We start from the raw sequence: 10,874 nt of genomic DNA on the forward strand, positions 1-10,874 counted from the left end.
GCTTCCGCAGCGCAGGATCGATCCTCTTACCGCCCACGGTCCTCGCAACTCCCATCATCGTGAGTGTTGCGAGGACCGCTAGAACTCAAGAGGTCTTCCGTTCCCGCGGGCGGGCCGCTTCGTCGTGCTCCGTGGCCCGGCCGTCAGTGCGCCTCGGCCGACTTCCGGTCGACCCGGTCACGCGGCCGGCTCGACCCGATCATGGCGCCGACCGTCATGACGCACCGGTCGCCGTCCCAGGTCTGCCCGGACACGAAGACGTTGTCGGACATCAGCCGGTCGATCCGGGCCACGTGGCGCAGCACCGCTCCCGGCCGGACCTCGCCCGCGAAACGGCAGTTGCGGAAGGCCGCGGCCACCAGTACGCCGCCGGTGACACCGCTCGACATCCACAGGAGCACCGCGGACTGCCCGAAGGACTCCAGCATCAGCGCCCTGGGGTAGACGTACCGCGACAGCGGCAGCCCGTCGGCCATCGACTGGTAACACAGCTCGGAGCCGGAGACCGCCTTGACCGTGGTCATCTCCCGGCCCGCCTCGAAGGACTCCACCCGGTCCACCAGGAGCATGGGGTGCCGTACCGGCAGCCGGTCCAGGATCTCGGTGTAGTCCGGCCCGTGCGCGGTGACGGCCGGCAGGGGCGCCCGGGGCGCGGGGACGAGCGGCTCGCCCGGTGTGGCGTCGCCGTGGCCGAGCACCAGCTTCACGGCCAGGACCGGGGTGCCGTCCTGCCGTACGCCGTCGGCGGTGACCCGCCAGCGGCCGGCTTCGCCCTGCTCGGCCGTGACGTCCAGGCAGATCTCGTCACCGCCCTGCATGGGCGCCAGCCACCGACCGGAGACGACCTCCAGCAGCTGCGGCGGCTCGTCGGCACCGGTGAGGACGGTCAGTGCCTGGCGGATGCCTTCGAGCACGAACACGGCGGGCAGCAGCGTGAGCCCCGGGAAGTGCCCGCCCATGTAGGGGTCGTCGGCATTGACCGTCTTGAACGTGCGGAACCGCAGGCCCGGTGCGTCCGGGCCCGGCTCGATCCGGTCGATCGCCCGCAGCGGGGTCGCGTAGGTGTGCCGGTCCCCGGTCCAGGGATCGATCCGGGAGGCGGGCGGGGCGGTCACACGAACCACACATGGTCGTACGAGGGCCAGCGCGCTGCCAGCTCCGCCTGACCGATACAGGTGACACCCGGCACCAACTGCTTCTCGTCCACCCCGAGTTCGGCCAGCGCCTCGGCGTCCACGAAGACGTTGAAGCCCTCCGTGATCAGATCGCGCACCGAACCGCGGTAGTCCGGCAGCGTGTCCAGCACCGTCGAGCCGAGCCGCACGGAGGGCCGGTAGTCGTCCTCCTCGACGGCCATCGTCACCGTCGCGCCGCGGAGCGCCAGGTCCACCTGCTCGAACTGGCCGTGCAGATCGATCAGACCGTAGAGCGGGTGGAAGAACTGGGCCTCGACGGCGCCCCGGTAGGCACGGTCGATGAGGCAGAGCACGCGCCGGCGGGGTTCCGCCCGTTGGGTGGTGGTCATCAGGCTCCCCCGAGATAGAGCGTCTGCTTGGCCCCGGCCATGGTTCCCGCCAGCCGGAGCGGCGACCGGTGCCGCACCTGCGGGATGTGGTGGGTCGCGCCGCGCTCCTCGGAGCACGCGGTGCACGCGATCCACGCGAAGCGGCCCTCGCTGTCGGCCATCAACTGCCGGACGATCGCCGCGGGCGAGGGGTAATGGCCCTCGGGATCACGGGTGTTCGGCAGCTTGGTGTCACCGAAGGTGTCCTGGGTCATCATGTTGGAGTACCCGCACGCCCAGACCCGTACCGAGCCGCCGTTGTCGAGCACCGCCTGCGAGAGCCGCAGCGCGGAGGTCACCACGTCGCCGGAGTGCGGGGCGGCCGTCAGGACGAGCAGCAGATCCCACATCCGGCGCTTCATCGAGCTCCCCATCAGTGCCACACACCTCTGCAGTCGTCCTCGGCCAGGGCCGCCGCGACGGTCTCCATGCCGGCGAGTTTCACGTGCGGCGACAGCTTCGTGCCGCCGAGCGCACGCTGCGCCGCCGAGAAGTCGTCCACGAGGACCTCGACCCCGGCCTCGGCGAGCCGGTCGATCTCGGGCGTCCGGACGCCGGCGGCGCTGAGCACACCGTCCTCGACGAGGTAGACCCGCACCCGGTGGCCGGCGGCGGCGAGCGCGGCGGCGTCCCGGAGGAAGGTGCCCGCGTTGGGGCCGGCCCAGTTCCCCTTGCTCTCGATCAGGAAGTAGGAGACGGGATTCCCGTCGGCGCCCGGTGAGTGGGCCGGCTGCGCGTCCATCAACCGCCCAGCTTCCTGCTGAGCAGTGCGTGAATGTCGGGGAACGTACGGAGCACGGCGAGTTCCTCCTCGGGAATCTTGACCCCGTAACGCTGTTCGAGCGTGACCAGGAGTTCCAGCGCCACCACCGAGTCGACGCCCAGCTCCTCGATGAAGAGCGCGTCGTCGGTCAGTTCCGAGGATTCGACATCCAGAGTGTCCGCAACCAGTTCCCGGAGCTCCGACGTGTTCAGCGTGCTTTCGACACTCACCGGATTCCCTTTCTTTGGGCTATTCATATCGACAATCGCGTCATTCCGCGTGCATTATTTCCGGACGATACGGCGCCGGTTTGATCGCGCTGATGGTATTGCAGGCGCCCGACGGGCGAGGAGACACGCAGGCGATTACTGCAGGTACTTGCAAGGGCGACGGCCGCCGCTCTTTATCGGGGGCACCCTGGTCGGCATCGGTCAATTGTTTTGCACTATCCGAAGGAGCGAGGTGCGCCGGTGACGGTCGTTGTCACGGGACTGGGAGCGGTGACCTGTTTCGGAAGCGGAGTCGAGGCGCTGTGGGAGGGGCTGCTGCGCGCCGACCGGCTGCCGGTTCCCGCTCCGGACGCCTGCGGCCTCCCGGAGCACCCGTATCTGTACGCGGCCCCCGATCCGGCCGAACCGGCCCCGAAGTCCCCGGCGCTCGACGGCGACGTCCCCGGACGGACCAGCACCCTGGTCGTGACCGCGGTCGCGGAGGCCCTCGCCGAGGCCCGCCTGACCGAGGAGGACCTGCTCGACGCGGGCCTGACCGTCGGCACCTCGCTCGGCGACATCGACGGGCCGGAGGCGCCCGACGCCCCGGGAGACCGGCTCGCCACCCACCACGTGGCCGCCGTGGTCGCCGACCGGTTCGGGATCGGCGGCTGCAGCCACACCCTGTCCACCGCCTGCTCCGCCGGTACGTACGCGGTGGGCTGGGCCGCGGAGCTGATCGAGACCGGCCAGGCCGATGTCGTGATCGCCTGCGGCGGCGACGCCTTCTCCCGGGTCGCGGTCGGCACCCTGCACCGGTTCGGGCTGCTGGACCCGGAGCGCTGCCGCCCCTTCGACACCGACCGCGCCGGAATGGTCACCGGTGAGGGCGCGGCGGCCGTGGTGCTGGAGTCGGCCGAGTCGGCCCGGCGCCGGGGTGCGACCGCGCTGGCGGTGCTCGCCGGCCAGGGCTGGAGCTGCGACGCCCACCACCCGATGGCCCCGGAACCGTCGGGCGAACAGCTGGGCCGGTCGGTCTCCCAGGCCCTCGCCACCACCGCCGGGCCCCCCGGTGCCGTGGTGCTGCACCGGGCGGGAGTGGCGCTCAACGACTCCGTGGAGAGCACCGCCGTCGGCGGGGCCCTCGCGGCCGTCGGCGACGCCGCCGAGGTGGCCGGCTACGCCCCGAAGGCCGTGATGGGGCACACCGCGGGGGCCGCCGGCGTCTTCGGCTGCGTCATCGCGACCCGGATGCTGCGCCACGGCCTGGTCCCGCCCAACGCCCATGTCGCCACGGTCGACCCCACGTCCTCGATGCGGGTGCCCCTGGGCGAACCGGCCGCCCTGGCCCGGCCGTCCGTGCTGGTCAGCGGAACCGGCTTCGGGGGCAACAACGCGGTACTCGCCTGGGAGGCCTCCGAATGACCGTACTGATCACGAGCGCCGGCGTCGTCGCCGAGAAGCCCGGCACGGCCGGGGAGCACCCCGACGGAACCTGGTTCGTCCCCGCCGACCATCTGGGCCGGCGCGGCTGGAAGTACCACAGCCCGGCCACCCGGTACCTGCTCGCGGCGGGCCACCGGGCGCTCGGCCGGCGCCACGACGACCCGCCCCTCACCGGCGGGCCGAGCCTGCGCTTCGGCGTGGTCACCGGCACCCAGTACGCGATCGCCCATGTGCACCGGCGGATGAACCACGTGCTGAACACCGAGGGCGTGCGCGGCATCAGCCCGGCGGAGGTGCCCGGGTTCTCGATGAGCACCCCGGGCAGCCAGCTGGCCATCACCACCGGGGCCCGCGCGTTCTCGGTCACGCTGACCAACCCCGGCACCGCCGGTCTGGAGGCGGTGCACTTCGCGATGACCGCGCTGCGCACCGGCCGGGCCGACCGGGTGGTGGCCGCGGCGACCGACCAGGCCCCGGCCGGGGACGGGGACGGACGCCGCGGCCAGTACGACGGTGCCGCCGCCGTCGTGCTGGCGGCACCGGAGGCGGCCGACGGGACCGAGGCCCTGGCCGCCGTCACGGGCGGCCTCTCCCGCTTCGTGACCCGGGGCGCCGACGGCGCGTGGAACCCGCTCGCCGTCGCGGCGGCCGGGCGGCGGATCGCCGCCCTGGCCGGGGGCATGTCCGGCCCGCGGCTCGTCGTCAGCGCCCCGGCCGGTGCCGCGGACCTGGGCGGAGCGGTCCGCGACGCCGTCACGACGGCCCTCACCACGGCCGGGGTCCCGCCGCGCGGCCCCGGCACGGTGACCGAGGCCCGGCACTGCGCGGTGTCGGGTCTGCTGGAACTGGTCGCGCTGGCCGGTGACCGGGAACCCGCCCTGCTGGTGTCGCTCTCGGAATCCGGCCATCTCACCGCCGTGGCGCTCGACAGCCCGAGCCGGGCCACGATTCACAAATCGACTGAAAAGCGCATATCCCTATAAGGATATAGAAAATTTTGACCGTGAATGGCGGCTCAGATATTGTGCCGACATGACAGTAATGGTGGCGCAGCCGACCTCACGACTGAATAAGATACGCAGAATCAGTGGCTACGGCACCGCCATTGCGGTTATGCCGTACATGCTCATCAAAATCGCTTGGACGTTCGGTCTCTTCCTTCCGACCGAAGAAATGGGCGAAGCGGATTGGCGCGCCATCAATGCGACGACCGCGGTGCTCGCCGCGGTGGGCATCCTGCTGGCGGCGGCGTTCAGCCGGCCCTGGGGTGAGCGGCTTCCCGCCTGGCTGATCATCATGCCGGTATGGGTGGGCACCGGCCTGCTCGTGCCCATGCTGGTGCTGGCGCCGGTCCTCGGGCCGGCCGCCATGTCCCGGGACGAACAGGCGGACTCCTCCACCGACTTCTGGGTCTACGAGCAGGTCTTCGTCATGATCTCGCTGGTCGGGGTCGGCATCGGCCTCCCGCTCGCCCTGGCCGGCTACGCCAGGGCCCGGTGGCCGGAGGCGCTGAGCGGTCCGACCGACTGCGGGGAGGCCCCGGGCAACACCCGGGCCCTGCAGACCACCGTGGCCCGGCTGCTCGCCGCGGGCTGCGTCGCGCTCGGCGCCGTCAAGCTCTTCTGGGCAGTCGGCGGCACCCTCGCCCTCGACCCGGACAAGCTCGAGTACCGCGACATGTGGTGGCACCTGCTGTCGGCGAGCACCGGGGTCTGGGCCTTCGCCGGAACCTGGGGCCTGCTGGTGCTGACGAGCCGTCGGGGGTCACGGCGGTTCTTCCCGCCCATGGCGGTGACCTGGATCTCGTCGGGCATGCTCTTCTCGTACAGCATCTACAGCCTTCTCACCCACCTCGGCACCAAACGCCCCGCCCCCGAGTACGACTTGGCACATCTGCTGACCGGTCTGGCCGGCACCGTGCTGGGTGTGCTCATGGGGATGGTCCTCCTGCTGGTGCTGCACGACCGCAGGCGCGCCCTGCGCGAGAGCGCCTGAACCACCCGCCGACCACAACACCGATGCCGCGCCGAGAGAATCGGCGCGGCATCGGCATACCCTGTAGTGGGTGGCTCATCGGTGCTGTGCAGAGGCAGTTGAGACCGGGTCAGAAAGAGGAGCCCGGCTGTCCGGCTCCCACGGCGGACCCGGTCCACCACTCCGGGAGCCTGGACCACACGTCCGCCTCGTAGAAGTGTCCGCCCGGCAGTTGGTACGCCTCGAAACCGCCGTCGGCCAGGGACTTCCAGTCCTGCTCCACCACGGAGAACGGCTCGGCGTCCTCGGTGCCGTAGAGCAGCCGCATCGGGACCTTCGCCCGGGTGCCCTGCTTGTAGCGGTAGGACTCCGAGACCCCCAGGTCCGCGCGGAGCAGCTCCACCGCGATCTGGCGCAGCTCCGGCTCGTTGGCCACCATCGGGGACATCTGCCCGAACTCGCGCATCCACGCGACGAGGGCGTCGTCGCTGTCGGCCGACCGGGGCACGTCGTCACGCAGCTCCCGCTTGTGCGGTGCCGTGCCGCCGGAGACGACCAGTTCCGTGGGCAGTGCGACGCCGAGGCGTTCGAGCTCTGCCACGACCTCGAACGCCACCCAGGAGCCCATGCTGTGGCCGAACAGCGTGTAGGGCCGGTCGGCGAGACCGCGGACCGCGCCCACCGCGTCGTCCCGCAGGGCGACCCAGTCCCGGGCGAACGGCACCCCGAAGCGCATCTCCCGGCCCGGGTAGCAGATCAGCGCCAGCTCCACGTCGTCCGGCACGACTTCGGCCCACTGCCGGAACGGGGCGGTGCCACCGCCGCAGTAGCTCAGGCACACCAGCACCCGGTCGGCCCGCGGGCGCGGCCGGGGCCGGAACACCGCCGCGGCGGAGGAACCCGTCTGCATGATCGTCCTCTCCGGTCGCCGTCTACTCGGCGGCGGCCATCTGGCGCACGAGGCTCAGCGGGCGCATGTCGGTCCAGTTCTCGTTGACGTAGTCCAGGCACGCCTGTCGGCTGTCCTGGCCGTGCTTCACCGTCCAGCCCGCGGGAATCTCGGCGAACGCGGGCCACAGCGAGTGCTGGCCCTCGTCGTTGACCAGCACGTAGTAGCTGGCGTCGTTGTCCTCGAAGGGGTTCGTGCTCATCGTTGTCTCTCCCACGTGGTCGGCATTCGTCAGTATCGGCCCGGCCGGCATCGCCGTTCGGGCGTCCATGGACGGATCGCTCGACGTCGCACGGTGCCCGACCGAGGATTCACACGGCATCCGGCCGGCAACACGGCGGAAATCCTGATGACCGAGGACGCCGTACCAAAAAGCCTACCGATCCCGAAGGCCCTTCTCCCCGCCCTGTTCAGGAAGCTGCGCCCCTCTTGCATAAGTGGTGCGCACAACATTTCGCCCGCCCCGGCCGGGAAAGGACACGTCCGGGAAAAGACACGTCCGGCAAAAGGCGGGCGCGTCGGAAGGCGAACACGGCGGGAAGCAGACACAGCAGCGGGAAGGAAGCACAACGAGGGGAAACGGGCGCGGCAAAAAAGAACGCCGCTCGCCCCTCGGCCGTGTTCCGGCCGTGGGACGAGCGGCGGCTCACGCCTGTCGGATCACTGGCTCCCGGCGGTGACCAGCGGGTCGGAGCCGGGCTCGCCCAGCTGCTCGGCCGTGCCGCCCCCGGGCGTCTCGTGCCGGTTCCCCGGCCACCAGGCCCGGCGTCCCACCAGTGTGGTGACCGCCGGGACCAGGAGGATCGCCATCACGAACGCGCTCAGCAGGATGCCGAACGCGACCGCGAATCCCATCTGCTTCAGCATGGAGTTGTCGGCGAGCATCAGGACGCCGAAGGTGCCGGCGAGGATGACCGCGGCGGCGGCGATGGTGGGAACGGACTGCGTGACGGCCAGCCGGACGGCCTCCCGGGGCTCCTTGCCGCTCTGGATCTCCTCGCGCAGCCGGGCCACCATCAGGATGTTGTAGTCCGTTCCGATGGCCGTCACGAAGAGATAGACGATCACCGGCAGCATGAACAGCAGCCCGTTCGAGCCGTCCTGGAACAGCCAGACGGTGGCACCGAGCGTGCCGCCGAAGCCGAGGCCGACCGCAACCATCAGGTACAGCGGGGCGATGAGGCTGCGCAGCAGCAGACCGAGGATGATCATGATCGCCACGGCGGCCACCGGGAAGACCAGCTTGTAGTCACGGTTGACCGCGGTCTGGATGTCCGCGAGCACGGCCGTGCTGCCGCCGACGTACTGCTCCGTGCCCTTCGGCGCCGCCGCGTGGACCGTGTCCCGCAGGTCGCCGTTGACCAGCTCCAGGGCCTCGTCCGCGCTCGGGCGGAAGTCGAGCACGACGCTGAACTGCGCGACGTCGCCCTTCGGAGCGACCACGGCCGGGGAGACCTGGTTCACGCCCTTGACGCCCTGCAATTTGGCCTGGTACGCGGCGAGTTCGCCCTTGTCGAGCGCCGCACCTCCGGTGGCCTTCACATAGACCTGGGTCGGGTCGGACTGCCCGGCGGAGAAGCCGTGCTGGAGGCGGTCCATCGCCTGGACGGACTCCAGGTTGTCCGGCAGCGAGCTCTCGGTGTCGTACTCCGCCTTGAAGCCGAACACACCCAGGGCCGTCACCAGCAGCAGACCGCCGGAGACGGCGGCGACGAGGGCGGGCTTGCGGGAGGCGAAGGTGCCGACCCGGTTCGCGATCACGTTCTTGGGCTGCTTGCGCCATGCCTTCGAGGGCCAGAACGCCTTGGTGCCCAGCAGGGAGAAGACCGCTGGGACGAGGGTGAGCGCGGCGACCAGGGTGACGGCGACGGCGATCGCCAGCGACAGCCCCATGCTGCTGAGCATGCCCATGGAGGACAGCAGCAGCGAGACGAAGGCGGCGATGACGACACCTGCGGCGGACGCGACGGTCTCACCGACCCGGCCGGCGGCCGAGGCCAGCGCCTCCTTGGGCTCCTGGCCCTCGCGCAGGTGCTCGCGGTAGCGGAACAGCAGGAAGAGCGTGTAGTCGGTGCCGACGCCGAAGAGCACCACGATGAGGATGGCGGAGATGGAGGCGGGCGCCTCCAGGCCGGCGAGGTTGCTGGCGGTCGCGATGACACCCATGGTCACCATGAACACGACGCCGATGATGAGGACGGGCATCAGGGCGATGATCGGGCTGCGGAAGATCGCCAGCAGCAGCACGATGATGAGCAACAGGGTGGCCATCATGACCATGGCGTCGGTGCTGTCCGACGCCTCCTGCGAGTCCAGCATCGTGGCCGCGGCGCCGGTGAAGCCAAACTTCAGCTCACTGCCGGAGAGTTGGTCGGAAGCGGCGGTTCGCAGCTTCCCGACGGATTCGACCAGCGCCTCGTCCTGCATCTGCTGGGTGGACGCGAACACATGGACGAGGGCGAGCTTCCCGTCCGGCGAGACGGCCTTCGGGTCCGTCACCACCTGGGTGATCTTCTCGAACTTCCGGCCCTGCAGGCCGGCCGCGATCTCACCGACCTCCTTCTTGTCGGCCTCGGTCAGCTTGCCGCCGTCGGACCGCTCGAAGACACCGATGGCCGCCGGCTGACGGTTCTGCGGGAACGCCTTCTGCTGGATGTCCGCAGCGCGCACCGACTCGTAGTGCGACGGGAGGAACTCCGCCTGGTCGTTGGTCGGCTTCAGCTGCGGAGCCAACGCGATCAAGGCAGCGGTCGCCACCAGCCAGAGAGCGATGACCAACCATGGGCGGTTCACTGAGAACCGCCCGATTCCACGGAACATGGAAATCCTCCACGACTTCACTGCGGCTTCCCGGCCGCCGAGTACCTGACACTTGGACCGCCACGCTGCGCAAGGCGGTGCCCTTCTTCAAGTAGTCGTGCAGCTACCTGCAGCCACCACTTGCGTCGTGCTCTTCGTGCCGTGCGCCACCGGTCGGCCGCTGCCTCCCACAACGGGGAAAACAGCAGCCCACACGGCCGGTTGACGTGATTCATGCCACGGTGTGGCAGGCCGTTTCAGTACCCGGAGCGCCAGGAGACCTTCGGCGAGGCCGGGGACTCCGCCCGGCGCCAGGGGGCCTGCACGGGGCCGGCCGGGCCGCCCCCGCCGTCGGGCCCCGATGCCTTGAGTGCGCCGAGCACCACCGCGACCGCCGCCGCCAGCTCCTCGGCGGTCGGGGAGCCGTGAACCACTCTCAGCAGGGACTCGTCCTGCCCGGACACGGCGCTCATGCGGGCTGGTTTCCGTGCTTGCGCGACGGCAGGTCGGCGTGCTTGCGCCGCAGCATGTCCAGGGCGCCGATCAGGGTGTGCCGGGTCTCGGCGGGGTCGATGACGTCGTCCACCAGGCCGCGTTCGGCCGCGTAGTAGGGGTGCATCAGCTCGGTCTTGTACTCCTTGACCAGCTGGCCGCGCAGCATCTCGGGGTCGTCGGACGCCGCGATCTGCCGGCGGAAGATGACGTTCGCCGCACCCTCCGCGCCCATCACCGCGATCTCGTTGGTCGGCCAGGCGTAGCACAGGTCGGCGCCGATGGAGCGGGAGTCCATGACGATGTATGCGCCTCCGTACGCCTTGCGCAGGATCAGCGAGATCCTCGGCACCGTGGCGTTGCAGTACGCGTACAGCAGCTTCGCCCCGTGGCGGATGATCCCGCCGTGCTCCTGGTCGACGCCGGGCAGGAAGCCGGGTACGTCGACGAGGGTGACCAGGGGGATGTTGAAGGCGTCGCAGAACTGGACGAAGCGGGCGCCCTTTTCGGAGGAGTGGATGTCGAGCACTCCGGCGAACGACATCGGCTGGCTGGCGACGATGCCGACGACGTGGCCGTCGAGCCGGGCCAGGGCGCAGATGATGTTGGTGGCCCAGCGTTCGTGGATTTCGAGGTAGTCGCCGTCGTCGACGAGTTCCTCGATGACCTTGTGCATGT

The 10,874-nt window shown here is 70.3% G+C and carries 13 protein-coding genes; 3 read left to right on the plus strand and 10 right to left on the minus strand.

Annotation, left to right across the window (positions count from 1 at the left end):
- Positions 1-143 precede the first annotated feature (143 nt).
- From ACWCXX_RS39165 to ACWCXX_RS39185, 5 genes are read right to left on the minus strand one after another with little or no spacing between them, the layout of a single operon-like run.
- Positions 144-1,115, minus strand: coding sequence for a hypothetical protein (locus tag ACWCXX_RS39165; RefSeq protein ID WP_451135809.1), 972 nt, complete (start codon positions 1,113-1,115; stop codon positions 144-146).
- A complete protein-coding gene (locus tag ACWCXX_RS39170; RefSeq protein WP_451135811.1) occupies positions 1,112-1,525 on the minus strand; it encodes a hypothetical protein in 414 nt (137 codons plus the stop codon). The genes ACWCXX_RS39165 and ACWCXX_RS39170 overlap by 4 nt, the downstream gene beginning before the upstream one ends.
- The gene (locus ACWCXX_RS39175; protein ID WP_451135813.1) at positions 1,525-1,938 is read right to left on the minus strand and encodes a hypothetical protein; all 414 of its coding nucleotides are present in this window, start codon (positions 1,936-1,938) and stop codon (positions 1,525-1,527) included. Before ACWCXX_RS39175 ends, ACWCXX_RS39170 begins: the two co-directional genes overlap by 1 nt.
- The gene (locus tag ACWCXX_RS39180; RefSeq protein ID WP_451135815.1) at positions 1,938-2,306 is read right to left on the minus strand and encodes a DsrE family protein; all 369 of its coding nucleotides are present in this window, start codon (positions 2,304-2,306) and stop codon (positions 1,938-1,940) included. Before ACWCXX_RS39180 ends, ACWCXX_RS39175 begins: the two co-directional genes overlap by 1 nt.
- Positions 2,306-2,557, minus strand: coding sequence for an acyl carrier protein (locus tag ACWCXX_RS39185; RefSeq protein WP_384230664.1), 252 nt, complete (start codon positions 2,555-2,557; stop codon positions 2,306-2,308). The genes ACWCXX_RS39180 and ACWCXX_RS39185 overlap by 1 nt, the downstream gene beginning before the upstream one ends.
- 240 nt (positions 2,558-2,797) lie before the next feature.
- On the opposite strand from ACWCXX_RS39185, the gene ACWCXX_RS39190 reads away from it, so the two are divergent.
- The 3 genes from ACWCXX_RS39190 (at position 2,798) to ACWCXX_RS39200 (ending at position 5,977) form a co-directional block, all read left to right on the plus strand.
- The gene (locus ACWCXX_RS39190; RefSeq protein WP_451135817.1) at positions 2,798-3,961 is read left to right on the plus strand and encodes a beta-ketoacyl-[acyl-carrier-protein] synthase family protein; all 1,164 of its coding nucleotides are present in this window, start codon (positions 2,798-2,800) and stop codon (positions 3,959-3,961) included.
- Positions 3,958-4,965, plus strand: coding sequence for a beta-ketoacyl synthase N-terminal-like domain-containing protein (locus ACWCXX_RS39195; RefSeq protein ID WP_451135819.1), 1,008 nt, complete (start codon positions 3,958-3,960; stop codon positions 4,963-4,965). The genes ACWCXX_RS39190 and ACWCXX_RS39195 overlap by 4 nt, the downstream gene beginning before the upstream one ends.
- Positions 4,966-5,155: 190 nt before the next feature.
- Entirely contained in the window at positions 5,156-5,977 is an 822-nt protein-coding gene (locus ACWCXX_RS39200; protein ID WP_451135820.1) for a hypothetical protein, read from the plus strand.
- Positions 5,978-6,086: 109 nt separating this feature from the next.
- Here ACWCXX_RS39200 and ACWCXX_RS39205 read toward each other — a convergent pair whose 3' ends face one another.
- The 5 genes from ACWCXX_RS39205 to ACWCXX_RS39225 form a co-directional block, all read right to left on the minus strand.
- A complete protein-coding gene (locus ACWCXX_RS39205) occupies positions 6,087-6,866 on the minus strand; it encodes a thioesterase II family protein (RefSeq protein ID WP_451135821.1) in 780 nt (259 codons plus the stop codon).
- A 22-nt stretch (positions 6,867-6,888) separates the two neighbouring features.
- Complete coding sequence (locus ACWCXX_RS39210; protein ID WP_451135822.1) at positions 6,889-7,107, minus strand: MbtH family protein; 219 nt, start codon at positions 7,105-7,107, stop codon at positions 6,889-6,891.
- Between the two features lie 458 nt (positions 7,108-7,565).
- Positions 7,566-9,725 (minus strand): MMPL family transporter, encoded by a 2,160-nt coding sequence (locus tag ACWCXX_RS39215; protein ID WP_451135824.1) that lies wholly within the window; start codon positions 9,723-9,725, stop codon positions 7,566-7,568.
- Positions 9,726-9,961: 236 nt separating this feature from the next.
- Positions 9,962-10,177, minus strand: a complete 216-nt coding sequence (locus tag ACWCXX_RS39220) for an acyl-CoA carboxylase epsilon subunit (protein ID WP_451135826.1) — start codon at positions 10,175-10,177, stop codon at positions 9,962-9,964.
- Positions 10,174-10,874: acyl-CoA carboxylase subunit beta (locus ACWCXX_RS39225; protein WP_451135828.1), on the minus strand; the 701-nt coding region annotated here is incomplete at its 5' end. The genes ACWCXX_RS39225 and ACWCXX_RS39220, both read right to left, overlap by 4 nt.

This window comes from Streptomyces sp. NPDC001732 (genome assembly GCF_053596315.1).

What these genes read in the sequence shown, in the direction of transcription:
- ACWCXX_RS39170 (WP_451135811.1), bottom strand. Translation starts at nt 1,525, where the DNA reads ATGACCACCACCCAACGGGCGGAACCCCGCCGGCGCGTGCTCTGCCTC.
- ACWCXX_RS39175 (WP_451135813.1), bottom strand. Translation starts at nt 1,938, where the DNA reads ATGGGGAGCTCGATGAAGCGCCGGATGTGGGATCTGCTGCTCGTCCTG.
- ACWCXX_RS39180 (WP_451135815.1), bottom strand. Translation starts at nt 2,306, where the DNA reads ATGGACGCGCAGCCGGCCCACTCACCGGGCGCCGACGGGAATCCCGTC.
- ACWCXX_RS39195 (WP_451135819.1), top strand. Translation starts at nt 3,958, where the DNA reads ATGACCGTACTGATCACGAGCGCCGGCGTCGTCGCCGAGAAGCCCGGC.
- ACWCXX_RS39200 (WP_451135820.1), top strand. Translation starts at nt 5,156, where the DNA reads ATGGGCGAAGCGGATTGGCGCGCCATCAATGCGACGACCGCGGTGCTC.
- ACWCXX_RS39205 (WP_451135821.1), bottom strand. Translation starts at nt 6,866, where the DNA reads ATGCAGACGGGTTCCTCCGCCGCGGCGGTGTTCCGGCCCCGGCCGCGC.
- ACWCXX_RS39210 (WP_451135822.1), bottom strand. Translation starts at nt 7,107, where the DNA reads ATGAGCACGAACCCCTTCGAGGACAACGACGCCAGCTACTACGTGCTG.
- ACWCXX_RS39215 (WP_451135824.1), bottom strand. Translation starts at nt 9,725, where the DNA reads ATGTTCCGTGGAATCGGGCGGTTCTCAGTGAACCGCCCATGGTTGGTC.
- ACWCXX_RS39220 (WP_451135826.1), bottom strand. Translation starts at nt 10,177, where the DNA reads ATGAGCGCCGTGTCCGGGCAGGACGAGTCCCTGCTGAGAGTGGTTCAC.